The 26,046-nt window shown below is 61.1% G+C and carries 23 protein-coding genes and 6 pseudogenes; 20 read left to right on the forward strand and 9 right to left on the reverse strand.

Annotation, left to right across the window (positions count from 1 at the left end; genetic code table 11):
• Positions 1 to 66 precede the first annotated feature (66 nt).
• Both ACFQT0_RS25155 and ACFQT0_RS25160 read left to right on the forward strand, forming a co-directional pair.
• Positions 67 to 735 (forward strand): hypothetical protein, encoded by a 669-nt coding sequence (locus ACFQT0_RS25155; RefSeq protein WP_380205741.1) that lies wholly within the window; start codon positions 67 to 69, stop codon positions 733 to 735.
• A 96-nt stretch (positions 736 to 831) separates the two neighbouring features.
• Positions 832 to 1,215, forward strand: coding sequence for a hypothetical protein (locus ACFQT0_RS25160; RefSeq protein WP_380205742.1), 384 nt, complete (start codon positions 832 to 834; stop codon positions 1,213 to 1,215).
• A 73-nt stretch (positions 1,216 to 1,288) separates the two neighbouring features.
• On the opposite strand, the gene ACFQT0_RS25165 is transcribed toward ACFQT0_RS25160, so the two are convergent.
• The 6 genes from ACFQT0_RS25165 to ACFQT0_RS25190 all read right to left on the reverse strand — a co-directional run bounded on the left by ACFQT0_RS25165 (position 1,289) and on the right by ACFQT0_RS25190 (position 5,545).
• Entirely contained in the window at positions 1,289 to 1,642 is a 354-nt protein-coding gene (locus ACFQT0_RS25165; protein WP_380205743.1) for a hypothetical protein, read from the reverse strand.
• 59 nt (positions 1,643 to 1,701) lie between these two features.
• Complete coding sequence (uvsE, locus tag ACFQT0_RS25170) at positions 1,702 to 2,688, reverse strand: UV DNA damage repair endonuclease UvsE (protein WP_380205744.1); 987 nt, start codon at positions 2,686 to 2,688, stop codon at positions 1,702 to 1,704.
• Positions 2,689 to 2,769: 81 nt separating this feature from the next.
• Complete coding sequence (locus ACFQT0_RS25175) at positions 2,770 to 3,090, reverse strand: hypothetical protein (protein ID WP_380205745.1); 321 nt, start codon at positions 3,088 to 3,090, stop codon at positions 2,770 to 2,772.
• Positions 3,081 to 3,389 carry a carboxypeptidase-like regulatory domain-containing protein gene (locus ACFQT0_RS25180; protein WP_380205746.1) on the reverse strand — a complete coding sequence of 103 codons (309 nt, stop codon included), beginning with the start codon at positions 3,387 to 3,389 and terminating at the stop codon, positions 3,081 to 3,083. Before ACFQT0_RS25180 ends, ACFQT0_RS25175 begins: the two co-directional genes overlap by 10 nt.
• Before the next feature lie 176 nt (positions 3,390 to 3,565).
• Complete coding sequence (locus ACFQT0_RS25185; RefSeq protein WP_380205747.1) at positions 3,566 to 4,231, reverse strand: hypothetical protein; 666 nt, start codon at positions 4,229 to 4,231, stop codon at positions 3,566 to 3,568.
• Positions 4,232 to 4,348: 117 nt separating this feature from the next.
• Entirely contained in the window at positions 4,349 to 5,545 is a 1,197-nt protein-coding gene (locus tag ACFQT0_RS25190) for a metallophosphoesterase (protein ID WP_380206132.1), read from the reverse strand.
• 168 nt (positions 5,546 to 5,713) lie between these two features.
• Here ACFQT0_RS25190 and radC point away from each other — a divergent pair.
• The 15 genes and pseudogenes from radC to rny form a co-directional block, all read left to right on the forward strand.
• A pseudogene (gene radC / locus ACFQT0_RS25195) lies at positions 5,714 to 6,458 on the forward strand (RadC family protein).
• 770 nt (positions 6,459 to 7,228) lie between these two features.
• Positions 7,229 to 7,711 (forward strand): efflux RND transporter periplasmic adaptor subunit, encoded by a 483-nt coding sequence (locus tag ACFQT0_RS25200; RefSeq protein WP_380205748.1) that lies wholly within the window; start codon positions 7,229 to 7,231, stop codon positions 7,709 to 7,711.
• Entirely contained in the window at positions 7,681 to 7,860 is a 180-nt protein-coding gene (locus tag ACFQT0_RS25205) for a hypothetical protein (protein ID WP_380205749.1), read from the forward strand. Before ACFQT0_RS25200 ends, ACFQT0_RS25205 begins: the two co-directional genes overlap by 31 nt.
• Positions 7,861 to 8,013: 153 nt before the next feature.
• Complete coding sequence (locus tag ACFQT0_RS25210) at positions 8,014 to 9,117, forward strand: ABC transporter permease (RefSeq protein WP_380205750.1); 1,104 nt, start codon at positions 8,014 to 8,016, stop codon at positions 9,115 to 9,117.
• Position 9,118: 1 nt separating this feature from the next.
• Positions 9,119 to 9,807, forward strand: a pseudogene (locus ACFQT0_RS25215) (ABC transporter ATP-binding protein).
• A gap of 155 nt (positions 9,808 to 9,962) precedes the next feature.
• Positions 9,963 to 10,478, forward strand: coding sequence for a DUF1684 domain-containing protein (locus ACFQT0_RS25220; RefSeq protein ID WP_380205751.1), 516 nt, complete (start codon positions 9,963 to 9,965; stop codon positions 10,476 to 10,478).
• Positions 10,479 to 10,797: 319 nt separating this feature from the next.
• A pseudogene (pheT, locus tag ACFQT0_RS25225) lies at positions 10,798 to 13,234 on the forward strand (phenylalanine--tRNA ligase subunit beta).
• 208 nt (positions 13,235 to 13,442) lie between these two features.
• A complete protein-coding gene (locus ACFQT0_RS25230) occupies positions 13,443 to 13,619 on the forward strand; it encodes a hypothetical protein (RefSeq protein WP_380205752.1) in 177 nt (58 codons plus the stop codon).
• Complete coding sequence (locus ACFQT0_RS25235; RefSeq protein WP_380205753.1) at positions 13,616 to 13,954, forward strand: M16 family metallopeptidase; 339 nt, start codon at positions 13,616 to 13,618, stop codon at positions 13,952 to 13,954. The genes ACFQT0_RS25230 and ACFQT0_RS25235 overlap by 4 nt, the downstream gene beginning before the upstream one ends.
• Complete coding sequence (locus ACFQT0_RS25240; protein WP_380205754.1) at positions 13,938 to 14,948, forward strand: M16 family metallopeptidase; 1,011 nt, start codon at positions 13,938 to 13,940, stop codon at positions 14,946 to 14,948. The genes ACFQT0_RS25235 and ACFQT0_RS25240 overlap by 17 nt, the downstream gene beginning before the upstream one ends.
• The gene (locus tag ACFQT0_RS25245) at positions 14,870 to 15,451 is read left to right on the forward strand and encodes a M16 family metallopeptidase (protein WP_380205755.1); all 582 of its coding nucleotides are present in this window, start codon (positions 14,870 to 14,872) and stop codon (positions 15,449 to 15,451) included. The genes ACFQT0_RS25240 and ACFQT0_RS25245 overlap by 79 nt, the downstream gene beginning before the upstream one ends.
• Complete coding sequence (locus tag ACFQT0_RS25250) at positions 15,400 to 16,455, forward strand: M16 family metallopeptidase (RefSeq protein ID WP_380205756.1); 1,056 nt, start codon at positions 15,400 to 15,402, stop codon at positions 16,453 to 16,455. Before ACFQT0_RS25245 ends, ACFQT0_RS25250 begins: the two co-directional genes overlap by 52 nt.
• Positions 16,456 to 16,757: 302 nt before the next feature.
• Positions 16,758 to 17,054, forward strand: coding sequence for a hypothetical protein (locus ACFQT0_RS25255; RefSeq protein WP_068188624.1), 297 nt, complete (start codon positions 16,758 to 16,760; stop codon positions 17,052 to 17,054).
• Between the two features lie 87 nt (positions 17,055 to 17,141).
• A pseudogene (locus tag ACFQT0_RS25260) lies at positions 17,142 to 17,291 on the forward strand (cell division protein ZapA); the annotation flags it as partial.
• 783 nt (positions 17,292 to 18,074) lie between these two features.
• Positions 18,075 to 19,206: pseudogene (gene rny / locus ACFQT0_RS25265) on the forward strand (ribonuclease Y); the annotation flags it as partial.
• An 88-nt stretch (positions 19,207 to 19,294) separates the two neighbouring features.
• On the opposite strand, the gene ACFQT0_RS25270 reads toward rny, so the two are convergent.
• Positions 19,295 to 19,921 (reverse strand): NAD-dependent epimerase/dehydratase family protein, encoded by a 627-nt coding sequence (locus ACFQT0_RS25270; protein WP_380205757.1) that lies wholly within the window; start codon positions 19,919 to 19,921, stop codon positions 19,295 to 19,297.
• Positions 19,922 to 19,947: 26 nt separating this feature from the next.
• Complete coding sequence (locus ACFQT0_RS25275; RefSeq protein WP_380205758.1) at positions 19,948 to 20,361, reverse strand: hypothetical protein; 414 nt, start codon at positions 20,359 to 20,361, stop codon at positions 19,948 to 19,950.
• 181 nt (positions 20,362 to 20,542) lie between these two features.
• Here ACFQT0_RS25275 and ACFQT0_RS25280 point away from each other — a divergent pair, with 181 nt between their 5' ends.
• The 3 genes from ACFQT0_RS25280 (at position 20,543) to ACFQT0_RS25290 (ending at position 23,463) form a co-directional block, all read left to right on the forward strand.
• On the forward strand, positions 20,543 to 21,469 hold the full coding sequence (locus tag ACFQT0_RS25280) for an N-acetylmuramoyl-L-alanine amidase (RefSeq protein ID WP_380205759.1): 927 nt from the start codon (positions 20,543 to 20,545) through the stop codon (positions 21,467 to 21,469).
• Between the two features lie 72 nt (positions 21,470 to 21,541).
• Positions 21,542 to 22,783, forward strand: a complete 1,242-nt coding sequence (locus ACFQT0_RS25285; RefSeq protein WP_380205760.1) for a pyridoxal phosphate-dependent aminotransferase — start codon at positions 21,542 to 21,544, stop codon at positions 22,781 to 22,783.
• Positions 22,784 to 23,049: 266 nt separating this feature from the next.
• A complete protein-coding gene (locus ACFQT0_RS25290; protein ID WP_380206133.1) occupies positions 23,050 to 23,463 on the forward strand; it encodes a cytochrome b/b6 domain-containing protein in 414 nt (137 codons plus the stop codon).
• Positions 23,464 to 23,579: 116 nt separating this feature from the next.
• Here ACFQT0_RS25290 and ACFQT0_RS25295 read toward each other — a convergent pair.
• Positions 23,580 to 25,940 (reverse strand): annotated as a pseudogene (locus ACFQT0_RS25295) (M1 family metallopeptidase).
• Between the last annotated feature and the right edge of the window lie 106 nt (positions 25,941 to 26,046).

Below are 26,046 nucleotides of genomic sequence, written 5' to 3' on the forward strand. Positions count from 1 at the left end.
AGTGCAAAACCCTCCTTCCTTTCCACTTACGGCGCCCCAACTCCTCTCTCACTTAACCACTAGTCTATGAAAACGACCAAAATTTTAATTGCCACGCTATTGGCTACCGGCCTGAGCACTGCCGCCTTCGCCCAAACCACTGGCTCCACCACTACTGGCACCACGATGGGTTCGACCAGCGGCACGACAAGTGGCACCACCAGCGGCGCCCGGCGCACCACTTCTGGTACGACCAGCGGCACCACCAGCGGCACAATGGGTACGACCAGTGGTACGATGGGTACCACTAGCGGCACCACTACCAGTGGCACAACTACTGGCACTACTATGGGGTCTACCTCAGGTACTACTTCTGGTGCTACCACTACCGGCACCACGACGGGCATGACTACTAGTGGCACAACCAGTGGTATGAGCACCAGCGGTACTACTTCCGGTACTACCAGTGGCACTACTACTGGCATGAGCACGAGCGGTACCACTTCGGGCACCACCGACACGGGCACCACGTCGGGTACTACTTCGGGCACCACCAGCGGTACCATGAGCACGACGTCAGGCGCCGGCACAACTTCGGGCGCTTCAACTTCGGGCAATATGGGCACCAGCACCAGCGGCAGCATGAGCACCAGCGGCTCCATGTCGGGCACCGATGCCATGGGCACGCCCGTAAAGAAAAGCAAGACGAAGATTCAGAAGGACAAAGTAAAAATGAAAGCCAAGCCCAACAACTAACCTTTTGCAGTTGAGCTTCGTAACTAAATCAAACACCGGCTGTTTCTCCTGAAGCAGCCGGTGTTTTGGTTTACACTCATCCTTTACTTTACTGCCATGAAACTGCCTTACATACTGGCCGGCCTGCTCCTCCTGGCAGCCACCGCCCAGGCCCAAACCGTTCCCATAGACCCTACAGCCCCCGTGCGCGGCGGCAGCCAGGGCCAAACCACCATTCCGCCCGTAAACCCGGCCCTGAATCAGAGCACCATTCAGGGGCCACCAGAAGTGCAGCGTACCGTAACCAACCGCGATGCCCAGCCCAGCCGGCAGCTCACCGAGCAGGGCTACACGCCCGCCGCTACCCCCGAGCTGTCGCCCGCGGCCGTCCCCGATGTCCGGGAGCGCCCCGTAGTGAAGGACGGCCGCCGTCGGCAATCCACCGAAGTCGTGCCCAGCCGCTCGCGCCGCAGCAACAGTAGCACCGTACCGCAACACTAAGCCGACTACCTTGTAGGCATAAAAAAGGCCCGCCCAATTGATTGAGCGGGCTTTTTTTATGCTGGGCAGGATGCTACTTCTTCTTTTTGGCGGCGTGGGCCAGCAAATCGCTGCCGTGGCGGCGCAGCGAATCGGCCAGCTCAATTAGCTGCTTTTTGATGTGGTCGGGGGCCTGGGTGCTCACCTGGCTGGTCTGGTCGCCCAGCATGGATAGCGAATTGCCAATGGCCGTCGCGCTCAGGGCTCCGCTGGTGAGCAGGGACTGCAGGTTGCCGATTTCGCGGGCGATGTCCTGCAGGCCGGGTTCGCCGCTTTGCAGAAAAATCTGCTGCCAGGTTTCGGTGTTGTCCATGGCCGAGCCCAGGGGCAGGCTGGTAAGGCCATTTTTGAGGGCGCTGACAGTGGCGTTGAGGTGGTCGAGGGACATGTTTGGGGAATAAAGTGTGGAGAGGTAAATAATCGGGAAAAGCCTGCTCAACGGCTGCTTTAGCTGGCAGCAGGCTTCTTGGCGCGCTTGGCTTTGGCCGGTGCATTGGGGTCGGGCGGCAGCGTGAGGGGTGGGCTGGGAACGTTGGGCGCCGGGGCGCTCAGGCCCAGTTCGCGGAGGATGGCCACGGCGCGCAGGGCGCTGGCTTCCTTGTTCTTGATTTCGAGCATCAAGTCCATGTCGAGCCCGCGCAGGTTGGTGAGAAAATCGCGGAACAGGTCGTCGACCAGGTCGTCGGTGTGCTTGCCTTTGCGCTCGCCCAGGGCCTGCGAGCTGTAGTCCATCATGGGCACGCCGTCGCGGGTGGGGTGCCAGGTGCCGGCGGCCAGGCGCAGGGCCTCGTCCATGGGCTCGCCGTGGTTGAGGCACTCGTGGTGGAAATTGTCGAAGAGGATGGGCACGCCGGTTAGCTCGTGCAGGTGCAGGCAGTCGCGCAGGGGAAACAGCCGGTCGTCGTTCTCCACCACTACACGCGCTTTCACGGCCTCGGGCAGAGTGGCGTGCACGGCCGCAAACCGGCTGATGGCCAGCTCCCGCTCGCCGTACAGACCACCCACATGAATCTGCAGCTTGGCCGTGCCGTCCAGCCCCATCAAATCCAGCATCGAGCCCTGATACACCAACTCCTGAATGCTGCGCTGCACAATATCCGGGCTGGGCGAGTTGAGCACCACAAACTGGTCGGGGTGAAAACTCACCCGCAAGTCGTTGGCCTTGATGTAGTCGCCGATGGCACGGAACTCGGCCGCGAAGTGCGTTTGCCAGGGAAACGTGTTGATTTCGTGGGAGCCGAAGGGCACGATGCCCGAACCCATCCGGAAGAAAAGCAGCCCCTGGGCCACGTTCCACTCCAGCATGCGGCGCAGGCAGACCAGGTTAGCGCTTACCGCCGCAATGAGGCGCTCCTCCGAGTACGAGGCCAGCCGGAAGGTATTGGCGGCGCTGCAGTCCATCGCCTCGTTCACGCAGGGATACCCAATTTTCATACCCTGGGCTTACGCGAAGGGTTGCGGGCGGGTTCAGCTTATGGGTGGGGAGGCGGCGGCTCAGGCCGGGGCACCTCACCCCTACTCGTACCCGCGATTATCCTTAAACGCCTTGTTGTACTTAGCGCGGGCCTTGCGGGCTTTCTCCGCTTTCTGCTCGGCTTCGATTTCTTCCATTTTCCGGCGCTGCTTGCCTTCGCGGGAGAATTGGTCATAAATCAAGCTCACGGGGTTCGCAATGGTGGACACCGGTGCTTTGGGCGCGGCAGAGTCCACGGCAAACAAGGGCTTGGGTTTGGGTGGGCGCTTGGCGCCGCTTGCTACGGGCGGAGCGGGGCGCTTCATGTTGCGCAGGGCCCGGTTGATGAGGGCCCGGTCGGGCCGGTCGCTGATTACGCGCACTTCGCCCAGTGCACGCTGTCGCGCACCAGTTGAATGCGCACTATCAGCTGCGAGAGGCCCGTATTGCTCAGGGTCATGCGCTGCGATTTATAGCCCAGGGCCCGAAACAGGATGGTGTCGTTGGGCAGGGCATCCACCGAAAAGTCGCCGGTGGTATTGGTCACCACGCCGCGGCGGGTGCGCTGCACCTGCACAGTGGCCCCGGGCAGGGCCTGGCGCGTGTCGGCCGCCGAAACGCTGCCGCTCACCCGCACCTGCTGGGCCCGGGCCGGGGCCAGCAGCCCAACCCCTAACAGCAAGACGGCCAATAGCCAACGCCCTATATAATTGCAGCTACTCAATGCTTTATACAATACCCCTGGATTTATCACTTCGCATAAACACAAATCAACTACAAAGTTGTGCACCAGGGAGACAAAAAAGCCCGCACCGTTGCAGGTGCGGGCCGGAAGCGGGGGCTAAAAGCCGCTGGTCGCTATTCCATTTTGGTTTTGCCGCCGTTTTCGTCTTTCATTTTTACGGTGCCGTCGTCGCCGTCCATCTTGGTCTTGTTGCCCTGGGCATCTTTGATTTTGATGTCGCCGTCGGCCTTAATCTTCACTTTGCCGCCCTCGCTGCCCGTCATCGAGCCCGAGTTGTCGGTGGTCGTGCTGGCATCGGTCGTTGAGCTAGCATTCATGTCCGTGGTAGTCGACATAGAGGGGTCTTCGTTCTCCATGGCGTAGTAAGTGGCGCGGTTCGTTTCGTAGGCCTGGTACTGGGTAGGGTCGGCAAAAACGGTTTTGAACTCTGCATCTGTGATGGCCATCGACTCGCGCATGGCCGCGGCCATACCCGTGGTGTCGGTAGCGTACTGGCTGCGCATTTCGCCCATCTTGCGGTAGCGGTTCACGTACACGTTGCGGATTTTGGTTTTCGTGGCCTCGTCCTTGATTTTCATATCGGCCACCATTTTATCGGCAAGGCGCTGGGCGCGGGCTTCGATTTCGGCGTCTGACATCGGGCCGGTGGTCGTCGTCGTGGTCGTGGTGGTCGTCATGCCGTCGCCAGCCTGCCACGGTGGTGTCAGTGGTTTTTCCTGCGAGCAGGAGGCCAGCGAAAGGGCAGCAGCGCCCGCGAGAATGAAGAGGGAATTTTTCATGGGAAGTAAGGTTAAGAACAACCGTAATTGGTTGGGGGCGCTTTACGGCAATGTCGTAGTGGATGTTACCACATCCGAATTTTTCCTTGCTCCCGGTTTCCGTCCCTGCCGGTTTATTCAAGCTCGGCGTAATTCAAATACTGTGATTTCTGGGAGGAAGCCCACCCGGCCGGGGTAGCCCAAATAGCCCAACCCGGTGTTTACGTACAGTTTTTGGCGGCCCTGCTCGTACAGGCCGGCCCACTGCTTGTACACGTATTGCACGGGGCTCCACTTCAGGCCGGGGAGGTTCAGGCCAAACTGCATGCCGTGGGTGTGCCCGCTCAGCGTGAGGTCAATGTCGGGGTAGTTGAGCACCTGCGCCTCCCAGTGCGAGGGGTCGTGCGAGAGCAGAATCTTGAACGGCGCGTCGCCGCTGTGGGCGTGGGCCTGGGGCAGGTTGCCGTGCTTCGGAAAGTTGGCGTGGCTGCTCCAGTTCTGCACGCCGAGCACCGCAATCTTGTCCTGGCCGCGCGTGATGGTGTGGCTGGTGTCGTTGATGAGCGTCCAGCCCATTTTGGCGTGGTTCTGCATCAGGCGCTGCAGGTTTTCCTGCTTCTCGGCCAGGCTGCCCCACTGCACGTAGTCGCCGTAGTCGTGGTTGCCGAGGCTCGAGAATATGGGCAGCTCCGATTTAATGCCGGCCAGGGCGGGCATGTGCGGCTCCACCTCGGTGGCGCGGTTGTTCACCAGGTCGCCGGTCATCAGCACGAGGTCGGCTCCTTGCTGGTTGATGAGGGCCACGGCACGCTCCAGCGGCTCGGTGGTGCTGAAGCTGCCGGTGTGCAAATCGGAAATCTGCAGCACCTTGAAGCCGTCGAAGGCCGGCGGCAGGTTGGGAAAGCGCAGGGTTACGCGGCGCACCTGGTAGTCGGTGGCGCCCTTAAACATGCCCCAGAGCAGCGCCACAAACGGAATGGCGCCCACGCCCAAGGCCAGCTTGGCCAGGAACTCGCTGCGCGGAATGGCCTCGCCCTCCAGCCCGGCCGGCCGCGTGGCCGAGCTCATGGCCCAGCGCCCCAGCCGCGTAACGTCTTCGAGTAGCAGCGGCACCATGATGAGCAGCTTGCCGGCCAGCAGCAGCAGCGGCAGGCTCATCAAGTAGCTTTTCAGCACCGTGTTGCCCATTTGGCGGGTCGAGCCGGCCCAGAAAGCCAGGGCCCACACCCCCAGCGAAACCACCCAGTAAGCCACCGCTACGCCACGGCGCCCCGCCGGCGACAGGTTTTGCGCCAACGTGCGCACGGCCTGATACCCATACCATTCGGCCAACACAATCGCGGCCAGAACCAACCATAACACCAACGGATTTCGCATAATCTGATTTGAAGCGGACGGTACCGTTCGGGCTTCCTGCCAAAACGGACTCGCAGGTTAAACGCGCCCGGCCGCCTTTTGCTTTACTTTTAATTTACTTTCCGCCCTCTACCAACCCCGTGCCGCATGGAAACACCTGACAGCCTGACCGAAAACGCCACGCCCGCGCCGCCTTATGCCGCCCCCGGCGCGCTGGGCATCAAGAGCTGGGCTGAGGAAGACCGGCCCCGCGAAAAGCTCCTGGCCAAAGGCCGCGCCGCCCTCTCCGATGCCGAGCCTGCTGGCCATCCTGCTCGGTTCCGGCACCGTGAAGCTCTCGGCCGTGGACGTGGCCAAGCTCATGCTGCAGGGCGTCGGCAACGACCTCAACGCCCTGGCCCGCGAAAGTGTGAAGCAGCTCTGCCGCCACCCCGGCATTGGCGAGGCCAAGGCCATCACCGTGGTGGCGGCGCTGGAGCTGGGCCGCCGCCGCAAGGAGGCCGACGCCGCCCCGCGCACCACCATCACCTGCTCGCGCGACATCTACCAGCTCATTCGGCCCAACCTGATGGACCTGCCGCACGAAGAGTTCTGGGTGATACTGCTCAACCGGGCCAACGTGGTGATGCGCAAAACCGCCATCAGCCGCGGCGGCGTGGCCGGCACCGTGGCCGACCCCAAAATGATATTCAAAGAAGCCCTCGAGCAGCTGGCCAGCAGCATTATCCTGGTGCACAACCACCCCAGCGGCAACCGCAACCCCAGCGCCGCCGACATCCAGCTCACCAAGAAGCTTAAGGAAGCCGGTAATTTCCTGGACCTGCCCATTCTCGACCACCTCATCTACTCCGACCAGGGCTACTACAGCTTTGCCGACGAGGGCATGCTGTAGCCCAACTCAAAAGAGTGGCTGTCTGCGGGGCCTTACGCCCCAGGCGCATGACAGCAATCGCATTCTCAGTTGATTATGGTCATGCTGAAACCCGCCGCACCGGTAGAACTTGCCGAATAATCGCCATATTCAGGAGGCATTCCCGTTGGGCTATCCAATGAGGTGCTTTTTCTGGTTTTGACAGGAAGCTACCCCAGCGCCGCCATTCGCTTGCTTTTACATGAAAGTCAACCGATTACCGATACCCTGCCAGCCAGCCGCGCTGCCTGGTAAGCCGGGGATGCGGGCTGCGTACGAGTGGCTCAGGACCGGAGAAGCAGGGTCGATGGGGCTCTGGATGCTGCTCGCCATCGTGTGGCTGGTAGGCTGCCAGCCGAAAGCCGAGCGGGTGAAGCCCGTGGTTTCCGCCATTACCGAATCGGTGTACGCGGCCGGCAGCATCAAAAGCAGCCAGCAGTACCAGGCCTTTGCCAGCGCGGGCGGCATCATTCGGGAGGTGCACGTGAAGGAAGGCGACTCGGTGCGGGTGGGCACGTCGCTCCTGGCCATTGCCAGCGACGTATCGCAGCTGACCGCGGAAAACGCCGCCCTGGCCGCCAAGTACGCCGACCTGCGGGCCAACGAAAGCCGGCTGCAGGAGGCGCGGGCGCTGATTGCGCTGCAGCGCCGCAACATGCAGAACGACCGGCTGCAGCTCACCCGGCAGCGCCAGCTCTGGCAGCAGGGCATCGGCACCAAGCTGACCCTGGAGCAGCGCGAGCCTGGCCTACGTGAACTCCCGAACCGCGTACCAAACGGCGGTACTCAACTACCAGACGCTTCAAAAACAGCTCAATTTCGCGGCAGCGCAGGCCCGGAAAAACCTGCAGATAGCCCAGCGGCAGGCCAGCGACTACGTGCTGCGCAGTAAAATCAAGGGCATTGTCTACAAGCTGTACCGGGAAAAAGGCGAGGCCGTAACGCCCCAGACGCCGCTGGCCCTGCTCGGCGACGCCCGGCACTTTGTGCTGCAGATGCAGGTCGACGAGACCGACATCGTGAAAATCCGCCCGGGCCAGCAGGTGCTCGTGACGCTCGACAGCTACAAGGGCCAGGTGTTTACGGCCCGCGTCACCACCGTGTCGCCCATCATGAACACGGCCAGCAAGACCTTTCTGGTGGAAGCCGAATTTATTCGGCAGCCCCCGTGCTGTACCCCTTCATCAGCTTCGAAGCCAACATCGTGCTGCAAACCAAGCCCAAAGCGCTGCTGATTCCGCGCCCGCTGCTGCTCAACGACTCCACGGTGCTCAGAAGCGACGGCCAGCAAGTGCGGGTAAAAACCGGCCTCCGCGACTACCGGATGGTGGAAATTGTGGCGGGCCTCTCGCCCAACGACGAACTCCAAGCCCCCAACCCATGAAAATGCCCCTGCTCTACGACGTGGCGGTGGCGCTGCTGCGGGCCCGCGGCAAGCAGACGCTGGTGGCGGCCATCGGCGTCACGTTCAGCCTCACCATGTTCATTGCCCTGCTCAGCTTCATGTCGGGGCTCAACGAGCCTGCTCGATGGCCTCGTGCTGAACCGCACGCCCCACGTGCGGCTCTACAACGAGCTGAAGCCGGCCGTCCAACAGCCCATCGACCGGTACACCCAGGGCCGGCCGCAGCACAACTTCATCCGCTCCATCAAGCCCCGCGAGGAACTGCCCCGGATTCGCAACAGCGGCGCCATCCTGGCCGCCCTGCGCCGCGACCCGCGGGTGCGGGGCGTGGCCCCCAAAACCCAGGTGCAGGTGTTTTACAACGTGGGCACCGTCACGCTCAACGGCACCATCAGCGGCATTGTGCCGGAGCAGGAAAACGCCCTGTTTGCCTTCGGCGACTACGTGGTGGCCGGCGACTTCCTGAGCTTGAATACCGTGCCCAACAGCATCATCCTGGGCAAAGCCGCCGCCGACCTCATGCTGGTCGACCTGGACGACGTAGTGCAGGTGACCACCCCCAAGGGCGACCACGTGCAGCTGAAGGTGGTGGGGCTGTTTCAGTCGGGCCTGCTGGAAATCGACAAGGTGCAGAGCTACACCTCCCTGGCCACGGCCCAAAAGCTGCTGGGCGAGTCCAATATCTACGTCACCGACCTCCAGGTCAAGCTCCACGATTTCACGCTGGCGCCTCGGCTGGCGAAAGAGTACGCCAAGCTCTACGAAGTGCAGGCCATGGACATTCAGACGGCTAACGCGGAGTTCGAAACGGGCACCTTCGTGCGCACGCTGATTTCGTACGCCGTCGGCATTACGCTGCTGACCGTCGCGGGCTTTGGGATTTACAATATCCTGAACATGATGATTTACGAGAAGATGGACACCATTGCCATCCTCAAGGCCGTCGGGTTTTCGGGCACCGACGTGCGGCGGCTGTTTGTGGCCGTGGCCTTGTCCATCGGGCTGTTTGGCGGGGCCCTCGGGCTGGTCGGCGGCCTGGGGCTTTCGGCGCTCATTGCCCAGCTGCCGTTCACCCCGGCGTCGCTGCCGGCGGTCAAAACCTACCCCATCGATTTCAACCCAGTGTTCTACGGCATTGCTGCAGTGTTTTCCATCCTGACCACTTACCTGGCGGGGTTTTTCCCGGCGCGCAAGGCCAGCAAGGTCGACCCCGTCGTCATCATCCGCGGCAAGTAAGATGGACAGCCCCGCCCTGGAAGCCCGCCACCTCATCAAGTACTTCGACGACCCCGTGCGGGTGGAGGTGCTGCGCGACATCACGTTTTCGCTGGCCCGCGGCGAGTTTGCGGCCGTGGTGGGCAAGTCGGGCTGCGGCAAGTCGACCCTGCTCTACATCCTGTCGACCATGGACACTGCCTACAAAGGCACCCTGCTGATTGACAACGTGGTAATGGGCAAAAAAATGAAGCCGAGCTGGCCCATGTGCGCAACGAGAAAATCGGCTTCGTCTTCCAGTTTCACTACCTGCTCAACGAGTTTTCGGTGCTGCGCAACGTGATGCTGCCCGGCGAAAAGCTCGGCAAGTATTCAAAGGAGGAAATCGAAAGCAAAGCCTACGAAAAGCTGAAAATCCTGGGCATCGAATCCGAGGCGCTCAAAAAGCCCAACCAGCTCTCGGGCGGCCAAAAGCAGCGCGTGGCCATTGCCCGCGCGCTGATTAACGACCCGCTCATCATCATGGGCGACGAGCCCACGGGCAACCTCGACAAGAAAAACGGCGAGGTGGTGTTCGACATTTTCAAGGAGCTCGCCGAAACCTACCACCAGGCCCTGCTCATCGTCACGCACGACACCGATTTTGCGGCCAAGACCCACCGCATCATCGAAATGGACGACGGGCAAATAAGCAACGGACTCCCGACGTGAACTTGCCGGCCGGCGCCCGGTTTGCAGGCCGCGCGTTACCTTTTCGAAAACACCCTTACCATGATTAAAAAATTGGGCTGGCCGCCGCCATCATCGGCATTATTCTCTATTCCTTAAATGCCACCAAACCCGACGCCAGTGCTTATTCGGCCAAAGTGAATAAGTCTCGCAGTGATAAAAACCGCTCGTTTCGCCAGTCCGATAAGTCGCCCCTTTCCGCCGAACAAAAGGCTCAATTTGACAGCCTGAAGTATTATCCAGCTCAATTAGCTTTTGTAATTGACGCCACTATTTCGCACAATGCAAATCCCGATACCACGCTCATTCAAATGAGCGACAACCGCGCGGAGAAATATTTAAATTGGGGCAGCGCGAAATTTGAAATAGATAATAAGCCCCAGCAATTGGGTATTTATTTAAAAGCGACGGGCAAAGATTCCACGCTATTTATTCCATTCACGGACCTGACGAACGGCCACGCAACCTACGGCGGCGGCCGCTATCTCGACGCGCCTTTGCCCAATCCCAACGTGACCGAAATTGAGCTGGATTTCAACCAAGCTTACAATCCGTACTGCGCTTATAATAATGAGTACAGTTGCCCGGTGCCGCCAGCTGCAAACCGGTTGCAGGTAGCTATTCCGGCCGGTGAAAAGTCGTTTCACGAATAGTGCAGCCGGGAGAACCTCACCCCGGCCCCTCTCCAAAAGAGAGGGGAGCCACGGCGTTATGTAGGGGCGGGGCTGGTCCCCGCCCGGTCGTCCACACCGGTTCCACGTTTTTGTTCAACGACGGGCGGGGGCCAGCCCCGCCCCTACTTGGGCCGGCTGTCGTCAGGCTCCCCTCTCTTTTGGAGAGGGGCCGGGGGTGAGGTTCCCACGCGAAATGCCCCAACTGCCCGCTTCATTTTCAGCCGGCTTCGCACCCGTTGTACCTTTGCCATCCTGCCCCACCGCCTGACAACGGACAACTAACAACCGACAACTAGCAATGCGTATTTCCTTCGACTGGCTTAAAACGCTCATTCCTACCGACAAACCCGCCACCGAAATCAGCGCCCTGCTCACCGGCTCGGGCCTGGAAGTGGAGAGCCTGGAAGAGCTGGAAAGCATTCCCGGCGGCTTGCGCGGTGTGGTGCTGGGCACCGTGCTCACCTGCGAGCGCCACCCCGATGCCGACAAGCTGAGCCTGACCACTGTGGACGTGGGCGACGCCGAGCCGCGCCAGATTGTGTGCGGCGCCCCCAACGTGGCCGCCGGCCAGCGCGTGGTGGTGGCCCTGGAAGGCGCCACGCTGTACCCCGCGCAGGGCGAGCCGTTCAAAATCAAGAAAAGCAAAATCCGCGGCGCGGCCTCCGAAGGCATGATTTGCGCCGAGGATGAAATTGGGCTGGGCACCTCGCACGCCGGCATCATGGTGCTGGAAACCGAGCTGCCCAACGGCACGCCCGCCGCCGACTACTTCGGCCTGGGCTCCGATACCGTGTTTGAAATCGGCCTCACGCCCAACCGCGCCGATGCCGCCTCGCACTACGGCGTGGCCCGCGAGCCTGCGCGCCCTGCTGCGCCAGCCCTGCCACCTGCCCGATACCAGTGCCTTCCAGGCACCAGCTTCGGCCGCGGCTAACATCGGCGTGACCATTGAGGACACCACGGCTTGCCCGCGCTACGCCGGCTTGCTTCTGGAAAACGTGCAGGTGGGGCCCTCGCCCGAGTGGCTGCAGCGCCGGCTCCGCAGCATCGGCCTCTCCCCTATCAACAACGTGGTGGACGTGACCAACTTCGTGCTGCACGAGTTGGGCCAGCCCCTGCACGCCTTCGACGCCGACCAGATTACGGGCGGCCAGATTCGGGTGAAGCGCGCCGAAGCCAGCGAGAAATTCGTGACCCTAGACGGCGTGGAGCGCAGCCTCAAAGCCGATGACCTCGTGATTGCCGATGCCCACGGCGCGCCCATGGCCCTGGCCGGCGTGTTCGGCGGCAAGACCTCGGGCGTGAGCGAGGCCACCACCCGAGTGTTTCTGGAAAGCGCCTACTTCGGGCCCGCCGCCGTGCGCCGCACCTCCCAAACGCACCAATTGAAAACGGATGCCTCGTTCCGCTTCGAGCGCGGCACCGACCCCAATATGGTGCCCGTAGCCCTGCAGCGCGCGGCCTTGCTGCTGCAGGAAGGAGCGGGCGCCACGGTAGCCGCGCCGGTGGTAGATGAATACCCCGCCCCGGTGCAGCCGGCCGCAGTGCGCCTGCGCCTGCCGCGCGTGGAGCGGCTGGTGGGCCAGTACATCGCGCCCGAGCGCATCCGTCAGATTCTCACCGACCTGGACATTGTCATTACCGACGAAAACCTGGACGAGGGCGACCAGGCCACGTGGCTGCTGTCGGTGCCGCCGCACAAGGTGGACGTGACGCGCGAGGCCGACATCATTGAGGAAATTCTGCGGATTTACGGCTACAACAACGTGGCGCTGCGGCCCAACAATTCGGCGTCGTACCTGGCTAAATTCCCGAACCCCGACCCGGAAGTGACGCGGCTGAAAATCGCCACCCTGCTGAGCGGACAAGGCTTTTCGGAGATTCTGACCAACTCGCTGACCAACGCGCAGTACTTCGACAAAGAAGGCGAAGCGGACGAGTCGCTGGTACGCATTCTCAATTACAACAGCGTTGATTTGAATGCCATGCGGCCCACGCTGCTGCATTCGGGGCTGGAAATCATTCGGCACAACATCAACCGCCGCCAGCGGGATTTGAAGCTGTACGAATTCGGCAAAATCTACCAGCAAACCGCCGAAGGCAAATACCAGGAAAAGACCAAGCTGGTGATTTACCTGACCGGCAACGCCACGGCCGAGACCTGGCAGCACAAGTCGGAGAAGGCCACCTTCCACGACCTGGCCGGGGCGGTGCAGCAGGTGCTGGCGGCGCTGGGCTTTGGCGGGGCGGCCTCGCAGCCGGTGCAGCACGCCTACCTGGCCGGCGGCCTCACGCTGCTGGTGCACAACCAGCCCGTGGCCCAACTTGGCGCCGTGGCCGCCTCGGTGCTCAAGCGCCTCGACGTGACGCAGCCCGTGTGGTACGCCGAGCTGGACTGGGATGCCTTGAGCAAGAAGTACAAGCCCACGCTGGTAGCCCGCGAGCTGCCCAAGTTCCCGGAGGTACGCCGCGACCTGAGCGTGGTAGTCGACGCCAGCGTGACCTTCGACCAGCTCCGCCAGATTGCGCAGCGCACCGAGAAGAAGCTGCTGCAAAGCGTGAACGTGTTCGATGTGTACGCCGGCGAAAACCTGGGCGCGGGCAAGAAGTCTTACTCGGTGAGCTTCACCCTGCAGGACTTCACCCAGACCCTGAGCGAGCAGGCCATCGACCAGGTAATGCAGCGCCTGATTGGGCAATTTGAAAAACAAGCCGGCGCCTTGATTCGGAAGTAACCACAACCGACGCGCAGGTAGCTGCCAGTAATTTAAGGAACGTCATGCCCGGCATGGCGTTCCTTTTTTATGTCCTGCGCTATAAAATTGCACTGCTCGTCGATTTATCACTCCGATTTATAGACGAGGCACTATCTTTCAGGCAGCAACCCTTGAGTTGTAGTAAATCCCTTTTAATTCTTCTCTTTTTACTCCTGTTTCCCACCAAATGAATCTTCGTTTATTGTCTACGCTGGGCCTGGCGCTGGTGACCTCCGCCAGCTTTGCTCAGCAGAACCCCGCCAGCAAGGGTGCCAAAGCGCCAGCGGCCAAATCGGCTCTGGCCACCATGCCCAGCGGCACCAAGCTGGTGGAGAAAGTGACCAAGCAGCCCGGCCACTCGTGATTCCCTACGAGAAGTACGTGCTGCCCAACGGCCTTACGCTCATCGTTACCGAAGACCATTCCGACCCGCTGGTGCACGTCGACGTGACCTACCACGTGGGCTCGGCCCGCGAGCAAATCGGCAAGTCGGGCTTTGCCCACTTCTTCGAGCACATGATGTTCCAGGGTTCCGACCACGTGGGCGACCAGCAGCACTTCAAGCTGGTAACCGCCGCCGGCGGCACGCTCAACGGCTCAACCAACCAGGACCGCACCAACTACTACGAGACCCTGCCGAGCAACCAGGCTCGAAACCGGCCTGTGGCTGGAGGCCGACCGCATGGGCTTCCTGCTTGATGCCGTGAGCCAGAAGAAGTTTGAAATCCAGCGCTCGACCGTGAAAAACGAGCGGGGCCAGAACTACGACAACCGCCCCTACGGCCTCGCCAGCGAGTACGTGAGCAAGACGCTGTACCCCTACGGCCACCCCTACTCCTGGCTGACCATCGGCTACCTCGAGGACCTGGACCGCTCGAATGTAGAGGACCTGAAGAACTTCTTCCTGCGCTGGTACGGCCCCAACAACGCCACCCTGACCGTGGGCGGCGACGTGCAGCCCGCCCAGGTGGTGAAGCTGGTGGAGAAGTACTTCGGTACCATCAAGCGGGGCCCGGCCGTGGCCAAAACCAAGCTGCCCGCCCCCGTGCTGGCCACCGACCGCTACGTGAGCTACACCGACAACGTGCGCTTCCCGATGATGCAGGTAGTGTTCCCGACGGTGCCCAACGGCCACCCCGACGCCGTTGCTCTCGACGCCGTATCGCAAATCCTGGGCGGTGGCAAAACTTCGCTGCTCTACAAAAACCTGGTGAAAAACCAGAAGGCCGTGCAGGCCAGCTCTTATCAGTATAACTCTGAGCTGGGTGGCCAGCTGGCCATCGTGGCCCTGCCCTTCCCCGGCAAAGGCCTCGACAGCCTCGAGACCATCGTGCGCAACACGCTGACCGAGTTTGAAAAGCGCGGCGTGACCGATGAGGACCTGCAGCGCTTCAAGGCCCAGACCGAGGCCCAGGTGGTGAACAGCCTGGCCAGCGTGAGCGGCAAGGTGAGCCAGCCGGCCGCTTACCAGACCTACTTCAACAACCCCAACTACCTCACCGTCGAGACCAAGGAGCTCAAGGCCCTGACCAAAGCCGACGTGCAGCGCGCCTACGACAAGTACATCAAGGGCAAGCACGCCGTGATTCTGAGCGTACTGCCCAAAACGGGGGTGTGGCCGCGGCCAAGCCCGACAACTACACCATCGACAAATCGGGGTACAAGGCGCCCGACTACGGCTACGCCGGCTTGAAGTATTCGAAAGCTACCGACAGCTTTGACCGCACCAAGCAGCCTGCCTCCGGGGCCAACCCCGTGGTGAAGGTGCCCGCGCTCTACCAGGAGACCCTGCCCAACGGCCTGAAAGTCGTGGGCACGAAAAACTCCGAGATTCCGGCCGTCACCATGCGCCTCACCATCCGGGGTGGCCACCGCCTGGAGCAAACCATGCCCGGCAAAGCCGGCATTGCCCAGCTCACGGCCAGCATGCTGAACGAAGGTTCGGAAAAGTACACCGGCGAGCAGTTCTCGGCGGCCGTCGACAAGCTGGGTTCGCGCGTTTCGGTAAGTGCCGACGACAACGAAACCATCGTGAGCGTGCAGAGCCTCGCCAAGAACCTGCCCGCCACCATGGCCCTGCTGGAGCAGCGCCTGCTGCACCCCGCTTCGACGCTCAGGATTTTGCCCGGGTTAAAAAGCAGCAGGTGGAGCAGATTGCCAACTTCGCCAACCAGCCGGCCGTCATCGCCGACCTGACTTTCAACCGCCTGGCTTACGGCACCAGCAACATCGCCGGCACTCCGGTAGCCGGCACCACGGCCTCGGTGAGCAGCCTCACGCTCGACGACGTGAAGGACTTCTACAACAAGTACTACGCCCCCAACGTGAGCTCCCTCGTGGTAGTAGGCGACGTGGACCAGAAGACCCTGACGCCCCAGCTTGGCTTCCTGAAGAACTGGGCCAAGAAGGACGTGACCATTCCGGCCGACGCGGCCGGCGTGCAGCCCGACAAAACCACCGTGTACTTCGTGAACAAGCCCGGTGCGGCGCAGTCGGAAATTCGGGTAGGCTACCTCACCGACATGCCCTACGACGCTACCGGCCCTTACTATAGGGCCTACCTGGCCAACTACGTGCTGGGCGGCGCCTTCAACTCGCGCATCAACCTGAACCTGCGCGAGAACAAGGGCTACACCTACGGCGCCCGCTCGGGCTTCGGTAGCACCCGCTATGCCGGTCCGTTCACGGCCTCGGCCGGCGTGCGCGCCGATGCCACGGCCGCTTCGGTGAAAGAGTTCATGAGCGAAATCAGCAACTACCCCGCCGGTATTACCGACGAAGAGCTGACCTTCCTGCAATCGTCCATCGGCCAGAGCGATGCCCTGCGCTACGAAACCGGCCAGCAGAAAGCTGGCTTCCTGGCCCGCTTGGTGGAGTACAACCTTGAGCCGAGCTACGTGCAGCAGCAGAGCGACATCCTCAAGAAGCTAACCAAGGAAGACGTACAGGCTTCGGCCAAGAAGTACCTGCCAGCCGACAAGATGTACATAGTGGTGGTAGGCGACAACAAGCAGCTGCCCGCCCTGCAGGCCCTGGGCTACCCCGTGGTGGAGCTGGACCTGGAAGGCAAGCCCGTAGCCGCTGCGGCTCCTGCCGCCGCTCCAACGCAAGCCGTTGCCCCGACCGACGAGAAGATGAAAGTGAAAACCGAAGACGGCGGCAAGATGAAGGTGAAGACCAAGAAAGAGAAGGGCAAGTAAGCCCTTTAGGTCAGACAGCATCTGAACGTTAAGAGAACGTCAGGCTGAGCCTGTCGAAGCATCTTTACCGCAGCGCTATTCCTCTTTAACGAGATTAGTTGCGCGGTAGAGCTGCTTCGACAAGCTGAGCCTGACGTTCTTTTTTGCTATGGAATGGCTCAATTTCTTTCCAAAGCGCTTATTGGAGCAGGCGCATAAGTTCTACTAGCCAAAGCTGCCTGAGTAGTAAGTTGCAAGCGGGTCTCTGGTAAAGCGTAGCTTTCGGGGACCCGCTTTATCTTCACGCAAAAATTATCTCGACCGTGGCCTCTTCCCAACAGCTTGCTCAACTCGACCGCCTGGAGCGGCAGATTACCACCTTAGTGGCTGCCTATCAGCAATTGCGTGAGGAGCTGGCCGACGCCAACACCACCGTGCAGCAGCTGCGGGCCGATGTGCGCGAGCGGGACCGGCAGCTCAAGGAGCATCAAAACCAAGAAAATATTGTTAAACTTGTACACACCATAGCTGGGGAACCCACCCACGCCAACGAATTAAAACTGCGCCTCAACGAATACATCCGCGAACTGGACAAGTGTCTTGCCTATTTGAGAGACTAACCGACTGACCTCCACCTCCACTGCCGTAACTTCCGCCTTATGAGCGAACTAGCCATCAAAATTCGAATTGCTGACCGGGACTATCCCATGCGCGTTGACGTGCAGGATGAGGAACGGCTGCGCCTGGCCGGGCGGCTGCTGGGCGATAAAGTGCGCGAATTTCGGGAAGGCTACGGCATTCAGGACAAGCAGGACTTACTGGCCATGATTGCGCTGGCCACCATGGCCGACCAATTGAAAGTGAGCAAGGAAAAGGATGGCACCGATGCGGCGCTAACCGAGCGGCTGGCTCGTTTCGACGAGCCTGCTATCAGGCGTGGTGCCGGCGAGGTAGTCCCCTCGCCCGGCACCGCACACTCGTTGGCCCGGCAGGGCGGCGCGGCAATCGGCCGCTACCGCTTTAGCCCGGGCAAAACTGTTCCTCCCAGTTATGGTTTTCACCCATCCCAAAACCATACTGATATGTCCCCCATAATAATGTACTGTTTGCTGACCGCGGTGGTCGCCCTTGTGGCGGGCTTCGTGATTGGCAAGCAGGCGGCCGGCAAAGCCCGGCTAGACCACGAAGGCCAGGCCACGGCCAAGGCCCAGGAAATCCTCCGCGACGCCGAGGAGAAAGGCAACCGCCTCCGCGACGAGAAAATAAAGCAGGCTGACGAGCGCCTGGAGCAGTCCAAGAACAAGTTCAAGAACCTCCGCAACGAGTTTGATGTCGAAAGCCGCCGCCTCAAGCAGAGCCTGGAGCAGGAGCTGACCGAGCGCCGCCAGGGCGTAGTAGAGCAAGAGCAGAGCATCAAGCTGCTCACCGAAACCACCCAGCGCCAGGCTCGAGCAGCTGCAGCGCAAGGAAGTGGAGCTGGAAAAAGCCCGCGAGAAAAACCAGAACGACACCCAGCAGCCTGCGCGACAAGCTGGAGAGCCAGGCCGAAAAGCGCCGCCTCGACCACGAAGCCGCCATGGCCGAGCTGGAAGAAAAGCAGAAGGAAGCCGAAGAGCAGCTCCACTCGGTGCAGCGCCACCGAGACCATAGCTAACCTGACGGCCGCCGAAGCCCGCGAGCAACTGGTAGAGTCCCTGAAAAACGAAGCCCAGATTCAGGCCAGCTCTTACGTGAAAGACACGGTAGCCCAGGCAAAGCTCACGGCTACCAAGGATGCCAAGAAAATTGTGCTGGAAACCATTCAACGCACCGCGTCGGAGCACGCCATCGAGAACTGCGTGTCGATTTTTAACATTGAAAGCGACGACGTAAAAGGCAAAATCATCGGCCGCGAGGGCCGCAACATCCGGGCGCTGGAAGCTGCCACAGGCGTGGAAATCATCGTGGACGATACCCCGGAGGCCATCATCATTTCGGGCTTCGACCCGGTGCGCCGCGAAATTGCCCGCCTTTCCTTGCACTTGTTGGTGAAGGACGGACGCATTCACCCCGCTCGCGTGGAGGAAATTGTGGCCAAAACCCGCAAGAACATCGAAGAGGAAATCGTCGAAATCGGTGAGAAAACCATCATCGACCTCGGCATTCACGGCCTGCACCCCGAGCTGATTAAGATGGTGGGCCGCATGCGTTTCCGCTCGTCGTACGGCCAGAACCTGCTGCAGCACTCGCGCGAAGTAGCCAACCTCTGCGCCACCATGGCCGCCGAGATGGGCCTCGACGTGAAGAAAGCCAAGCGCGCCGGCCTGCTCCACGACATCGGCAAGGTGAGCACCGAGGAGCCCGAGCTGCCCCACGCCATTCTGGGCATGGAGATGGCCAAGAAGTGGAAAGAGCACCCCGATGTGGTGAACGCCATCGGTGCCCACCACGACGAAATTGAGATGACGGCCATGATTTCGCCGCTCGTGCAGGCCTGCGACGCCATTTCGGGCTCGCGCCCCGGCGCCCGCCGCGAAATGATGGAAAGCTACATCAAGCGCCTCAAGCAGCTGGAAGAAACTGCCAACGGCTTCAAGGGCGTGAACCAGTGCTTTGCCATCCAGGCCGGCCGCGAGCCTGCGCGTGATGGTAGACGCCGAGAACGTGACCGACGAGCGCGCCGCTGAGCTGAGCTTCGAAATCTCGCAGAAGATTGAGAAGGAAATGCAGTACCCGGGCCAGATTAAAATCACCGTGATTCGGGAAATGCGTGCCGTGGCGTACGCCAAGTAAAGCGGCGATTCCTAAGCGCCAAACAGAAGAAGGCCCCGCAACAACTGTTGCGGGGCCTTCTTCTGTTTGATTGTCTTTGGTTAAAACGTCATCGAGCATCGGCTGCCGAGGTAACAATAACGCCTTGGCTGGTGTGGTGCCAGGTATCCAGCAGCTCTTTTTCCCGGGCATCGTCGATGCCGGCTTGCAGGGGACTGGGCTGGGTGGCGCGCCATTCCAGCGTATCCCGAATGGTATCAGCAAGTGGGCGAAAAGTGAGGTTTGCGGCTAGGGCTTTGTCGATATTTGCCGCCATAAAACCCCGGGTTTCCTGGCTGGATTGAGCCAGGTACAAGGGCATTTCGCTCCACTCCTTCACCCTTTGCTGCTGTAGAAATGCGTCGTCTGCCCAGGTAAAAGAGGCGTCGCTCTGGGTCACGGCCTTTATTGCTGCCAGCAGTTGGGCAAATGTGAGGCTGAAGGGAGGGCAGGCCGCATTAAAAACACCGGCGGCGTTGTGCTCAATGAGCTCAACAATCCATTGGGCTAAGTCCCGGGCATCCATAAATTGAACGAACCGATTGGGACTGCCCGGCGCCAGCACCTCGCCGCCGCGGGCCACCCGACTGACCCAGTAGGTGAACCGGTCCGTAGGGTCGAGGGGGCCGACCAGCAAGCCAGGCCGAATAATCAGGGTACGGGCGCCGAAAACCTGCTGGGCTTCGTGCTCGCACATTGCCTTTAAGGCGCCATATAGCTCCCCTAGCCCGGCAGCCGTGATTTCTGCTTTGGGGTCGATTGCCGCCAGCCTCGCAGCCTGCGCGGGGTTAGGGTTGCCAGGGGAGTCGTTTCGTTGTAATCGGCAAGCCTGAAATCGGTGTAAGCCGAAACACTGGAAATGAAAACGTACTGCCGGGCAGCGTTTCTCAAGGCCTCGGCCGCTGCTTTGACTGTTTGCGGCAGGTAGCCGCAGGTGTCAATTATGGCGTCCCACTGGCGGCCCTGTAGCTGGCTCAAGTCCTCGTTTCTATCGCCGCGTATTTCTTCAATCCCTTCGAGGCCAGCCGATGAGTGATGGCCGCGATGGAAGATGGTGACGTCGTGCTGACGTGCCTGCGCAGCCCCAACCAGGTGGCGCCCCAGAAATTTTGTGCCGCCGATGAGTAGAAGTTTCATTCCCGGGCTAAGTAAAGCGAATATCGGCAAGGTAGCGGACGCTAGTTTTGCCTCCTATTCAATGCAGCGATGTTGTGGCCGGATGCCTTACCCAAAACCAGTTTTGCAGCTCAACCATTGACCTTCGGTGCTTTCTTCGTGCTTTATGACCCAAACTAGATATCTGGCTTTATTGCTTGGCGTGGTAGCGGCCTCTCTCGCTTCCTGCGCTGTGCAGAATCCCTACGCCACGACCAACCGCTCCTACAAGCAGCAGGTGAAGGCCTACGCCAAGTCGCTGCGCGCGATGCCCGTGCCCACGCCGGGAGCCGACAGCCTGCTCCTGGGCAAGTACTGGGTGGGCACCACCAACTTCAACCTGCGCAAGCCCAACTACGTCGTCATTCACCACACGGCGCAGGACTCCACCGCCCAGACGCTGAAGACCTTCACGCTGCCGCGCACGCAGGTGAGCGCGCACTACGTCATTGGGCGCGACGGCCAGGTGTTTCACATGCTCAACGACTACCTTCGGGCTTGGCACGGCGGCGCGGCCAGGTGGGGCAACGACACCGACATCAACTCTACTTCTATTGGAATTGAGCTGGATAACAATGGGCTTGAGCCATTTGCCGAACCGCAGGTGGCCAGCCTGCTGAAAGTGCTGGCCGGGCTGAAGAAGGCCTACAACATTCCCTCTGCCAACTTTATCGGGCATTCCGACATCGCTCCTATCCGCAAAACCGACCCCAGCGTGTTGTTCCCATGGAAGCGCCTGGCCGATAAGGGATTTGGCCTGTGGTACGATGCCGGCGAACTCCCCAACCCACCCGGGCACTACCCCGCCCCCACCGACAGCACCACGGTGCTGGCCAGCCCCCGGCCCTGCTCAACGGGGCTCCGCTGGCCCTCGACAGCGCCGCCATCGACGCGCAGGCTGGCCCGCTTAAACGCTACTATTCCGGCCTTTAATCCGCAGGATGCCCTGCGCATTATCGGGTACGACACCCGTAACTTACCGGCGGCTATTCAGGCGTTCAAGCTCCACTTCATTCAGCAGAACGTGAACGCGCCCCTGACCGACGCCGACACCCGCGTTTTATATAATCTTTATAAAAAATATTTGTAAGGGGCAGCTGGCGCGCAACTTACGGAAGTTTGTTTTAGCCGGAATGCCTGCTAATTGCTTTAATTTTATGCTATGTTAGAAGTATCGCAGCGCGGGCAGAACATGCCTGTATCACCGTTTCGCAAGCTGGCGCCTTATGCCGAAGCCGCCCGGCTGCAGGGCAAGATTGTGTATCCGCTGAACATCGGGCAGCCCGACATTGAGACGCCCCCGGCCGCCATGGCCGCCATGCGCTCGGCCGATGTGCGCGTGCTGGGCTACACCCACGGCGCCGGCACCGAGAGCTACCGCCAGAAGCTGGCGGCCTACTACCAGCGCGCCAACCTCCCGGTGCAGGCCAAAGACATCATCGTAACCACGGGCGGCAGTGAGGCCATCCTGTTTGCCTTGCTCACCTGCCTCAACCCCGGCGATGAGCTCATCATCCCGGAGCCGTTTTACGGAACGTACACCGCCTTTGCCATTGCAGCCGGCGTGACCATCGTGCCCGTGACGGCGCATATTGAGAACGGCTTTGCGCTGCCGCCCCTGGCCGAGTTTGAGCGGGTGATTACGCCCCGCACCCGGGCCATTCTCATCTGCAACCCCAGCAATCCCACGGGCTACGTGTACAGCCGCGCCGAGCTGGAAAGCATCCTAGGCTTGTGCCACGCCCACAGCCTGTACCTGCTCTCGGATGAGGCTTACCGGGAATTTTGCTACGATGCGCCCTACGTGAGCGCGCTGCAGCTGGCCGGGGCCGAGCAGCACGTGGTGGTGGTCGACACCATTTCGAAGCGCTACAGCGCCTGCGGGGCGCGCATCGGCGCCTTGGTCACGCTCAACCAGCAGGTATACAATGCCGCCTTCCGGTTTGCCCAGATGCGGGTGAGCCCGCCCGGCCTGGGCATGCTGCTGGCCGAAGCCGCGGCCGACCTGCCCGAGTCGTACTTCGACGAGAGCAAGGCCGAATACCAGGCCCGGCGCGACCTCACCGTGGCCCGGCTCCGGGCCATGCCCGGCGTGGTGTGCCCGCGCCCGGGCGGCGCGTTCTACGTGCTGGCCCACTTGCCCGTCGACGACACCGAAGCCTTCGGGCAGTGGCTGCTGGAAAGCTTTTCCTACGAAAACCAGACCCTGATGCTTTCGCCGGCCAACGGCTTTTACCAGACGCCGGGCCTGGGCCGGCAGGAAGTGCGCCTGGCCTACGTGCTCAACCGCACCGACCTCGACGCGGCCTTCACCTGCCTCGAACACGCCCTGCTCGCCTACCCCGGCCGCACCGAACCGCTGCCGGCCGCTGGCACCAACACCACCCTCGCCTTAACCCTTTGACCCCCTACACCCGATGAACCCCATTCTTGCCCCCGCCACCATCCCCACGCAAGACTACACGGCTCCCATGCGCGTGTGGCACTGGGGCAATACGCTACTCGTGAGCGGCCAGCTGCTTACCATTCTCTTTCAGAAGGTTATCGTGAATGCCCGGTCGGCGGTGCCGGAGTTTCAGCAAACCATGGCCAAGGAGAACATCACGCTGAGCGTGAAGCAGGCCAGGCTCGCTTACCCATATTCTCAGCGAGCGTATCTGGGAATGGCACATCTACCTGGGCCTGGCGCTGGCCGCATTCTGGTTGCTGCGCGTGGTAATGGAGCTGCGGGGGCCTTCGCCCATCCGCTTTTCGGCGCGGCTGCTGGCGCTGGCCCGCCGCTACCGCCTGGCCGCGCCCGAAGACAAAGGCGACGCCGGCAGCGCCTTATTTGCCAAGAGCACCTACGCCCTGTTCTATGTCTTCCTGACCATCATGGTTCTCACCGGCCTCGTCCTCACTTACCACAACGAGGTCGCGTTTTTCGACCAAATTGAGCACACCGCCGAGGAGATTCATAACGTGACCATGTACCTCATCATCGCCTTTTTTGTAGTGCACGTGGTGGGCGTAGTGTGGAGCGAAATCACCAAAGACCACGGCCTCATTTCGCGCATGGTGGGCGGCGATACGCGAAATCGGTAAGCGCTTTCACCTACGTTCCAAGAACCAGGCTCGTCCCTGTCGGGAAGACACAAAGCATAAAAAAAGCGGCTCAATTGAGCCGCTTTTTTTATGCTGTGACCAGTAGAGCCGCATGATTACCGGTTACCACCCACGGGCTTTTGCTCCTGCTTTTGCATGGGGCTGGCTGGTGCCTGCGTAGCCTGCTGCATGGGGTTGGGCTGCTCGCGCTGCTGCTGCTGGAAGAGCTCGAAGCGGGAGGCGGCGGGCTGGCGCGGAAAGGCGTTGTTGCTCAAGTCCGTGTCGGCCGTCTGCTGGAAGGGGTCCAGGACAAAGGCGATGACGGGCTTTTTGGTCACCAGGATTTTGGTGACCTTCTCGTTATTCTTGCGCCAGATTTCGGCCGGGATGGTCTGCACCTCGGTGGAGTTGTCGGCGTAGGTGAGCTGCACGATGACGGGCATGACCAGCCCGCCGACGTTGCGCAAGCTCAGGCTCGTAGAAGTGCTGGCTCTGGCCCAGGCGCTGGCGCTGCTCGGCGGAGAGCGTGCCCAGGTAGGCCTGGTAGCGCTGCTGGTCGGCGGCGGTGACGGCCAGCGGGTTGTAGGCGTTGTAGAAGTCCTTGAGCTCGGGCTTCTCGTCGACGAGCGTGCTCTTGAGCTCCTGGGCGTTGCGCTGGGCCGAGATAGAGGCGGGCGCAGCGGCCTGCAGCCTGCTGCTGGCGGGCCTTTTCCACGGCGGGGTCCTGGGTGCTGGGGGTGTAGTACTTCACCGACTCGAGGGCCAGGTCGGTGCGGTCGGTGGTGTAGAACCAGCCGCGCCAGAACCAGTCCAGGTCCACGGCCGAGGCGTCTTCCATGGTGCGGAAGAAGTCGGCCGGCGTGGGGTGCTTGTAGGCCCAGCGCTGGGCGTAGGTCTTGAAGGCGTGGTCGAACAGCTCGCGCCCCATCACCGTCTCGCGCAGAATGTTCAAGGCCGTGGCGGGCTTGCCGTAGGCGTTATTGCCAAACTGCAGGGCCGATTCCGAGTTAATCATGATGGGCGACTGCAGGCTCTTGTCGGTCATCATGTAGTTGACCATGTTGCGGGGCTCGCCGCGCGAAGACGGGTAGTTGCGCTCCCACTCCTGCTCGGTGAGGTACTGCACGAAGGTGTTCAGGCCCTCGTCCATCCACGACCACTGCCGCTCGTCCGAGTTGATAATCATCGGGAAGAAGTTGTGCCCCACTTCGTGGATAATCACCGAAATCATCCCGTATTTCCGCTGGGCGGAGTAAGTGCCGTCCTTCTCGGGGCGGCCGCCGTTGAAGCAAATCATCGGGTACTCCATGCCGCCTACCGGACCGTGCACCGAGATGGCCACCGGGTATTCATAAGGAATGGTGAATTTCGAATAGGTCTTGATGGTGTGGGCGACCACCTCCGTGGAGTACTTGCCCCACAGCGGATTGCCTTCCTTGGGGTAGTACGACATGCACATTACGGGCTTGCCGTTTTGCTTAATCTCCATGGCATCCCAGATGAACTTGCGCGAGCTGGCCCAGGCAAAGTCGCGCACGTTTTTGGCGGCGTAAGTCCAGGTCTTCGTGCCTTTGGCGCGGTTGGCTTCGGCCTTCACGGCTTCTTCCTGGCTCACGATGAGCACGGGCTTCTTAGCGTTTTTGGCCTGGGCCAGGCGCTTCTGCTGAGTGGCCGTCAGGACTTGCGACGCATTTTGCAAGGTACCGGTGGCGCCCACCACATGGTCGGCCGGGGCGGTGATGCTCACCTTATAGTCGCCAAAAGGCAACGTGAATTCACCGGTGCCCAGGAACTGCTTGTGCTGCCAGCCCTGGTTGTCGGAGTACACGGCCATACGCGGGTAAAACTGCGCGATTTCGTAGAGGTAGTTTTTGTCCTCGGGGAAGTACTCGTAGCCGCTGCGCTCGCTGATTTTCAGCTGGTCGTTGATGTTGTAGTGCCACTTCACGTTAAAGGCGAACGACTGGCCGGGCCGCAAAGGCGAAGGCAAATCCACGCGCATCATGGTGTGGTTCACCACCGTTTTCAGGGTCTTGCCGTCCTTGCCGGTTACGCTCTCAATCTTGAAACCTCCGTCGAAATCCGACAGCATGCTTTCCAGGGCCTGGAAGGGCATTTTCTCCTGCAGGCGGCCTACCTGCGTGGCCGTGGTGATGGAGTTTTTGTCCAGGATGTTCTGGTCGAGCCTGCACCCAGAGGTAGGGCAGCACGTCGGGCGAGAGGTTGGTGTAAGTGATGGTCTCGCGGCCCGTGATGGCCTGCTTGGCGTCGTCGAGGGTGACCTTGATGTCGTAGTCGGCCCGCTGCTGCCAGTAGTCTTTGCCGGGCGCGCCGCTGGCGGTGCGGTACGCGTTGGGCGTGGGCAGCAGGGTTTCAAGCTGCGCAAATTTGTCGGTACCCGAATTGGTGTTCTGGGCTGAAGCAGGCTGCTGGCCCACCAAAGCCAGCACCAAGCCGGCAAATAGAAAACGACGCATAAAGAATGTTAAAGGGAAAACTGAAAAGCAAGAGCTGAGAAAGTGGACGAAGATACGCCAGAGTAGGCGGCTAATCAGGCCGATAGTTGCCCGGAATTGTATCTTT

Origin of the sequence: Hymenobacter humi (assembly GCF_042665855.1) — a bacterium.
Taxonomy (GTDB): domain Bacteria; phylum Bacteroidota; class Bacteroidia; order Cytophagales; family Hymenobacteraceae; genus Hymenobacter; species Hymenobacter humi.

Coding starts and splice junctions, on each gene's coding strand:
- ACFQT0_RS25155 (WP_380205741.1), top strand. CDS start 67: ATGAAAACGACCAAAATTTTAATTGCCACGCTATTGGCTACCGGCCTG.
- ACFQT0_RS25160 (WP_380205742.1), top strand. CDS start 832: ATGAAACTGCCTTACATACTGGCCGGCCTGCTCCTCCTGGCAGCCACC.
- ACFQT0_RS25165 (WP_380205743.1), bottom strand. CDS start 1,642: ATGTCCCTCGACCACCTCAACGCCACTGTCAGCGCCCTCAAAAATGGC.
- uvsE (WP_380205744.1), bottom strand. CDS start 2,688: ATGAAAATTGGGTATCCCTGCGTGAACGAGGCGATGGACTGCAGCGCC.
- ACFQT0_RS25185 (WP_380205747.1), bottom strand. CDS start 4,231: ATGAAAAATTCCCTCTTCATTCTCGCGGGCGCTGCTGCCCTTTCGCTG.
- ACFQT0_RS25230 (WP_380205752.1), top strand. CDS start 13,443: ATGAATCTTCGTTTATTGTCTACGCTGGGCCTGGCGCTGGTGACCTCC.
- ACFQT0_RS25240 (WP_380205754.1), top strand. CDS start 13,938: ATGGGCTTCCTGCTTGATGCCGTGAGCCAGAAGAAGTTTGAAATCCAG.
- ACFQT0_RS25270 (WP_380205757.1), bottom strand. CDS start 19,921: ATGTGCGAGCACGAAGCCCAGCAGGTTTTCGGCGCCCGTACCCTGATT.
- ACFQT0_RS25275 (WP_380205758.1), bottom strand. CDS start 20,361: ATGAAACTTCTACTCATCGGCGGCACAAAATTTCTGGGGCGCCACCTG.
- ACFQT0_RS25285 (WP_380205760.1), top strand. CDS start 21,542: ATGTTAGAAGTATCGCAGCGCGGGCAGAACATGCCTGTATCACCGTTT.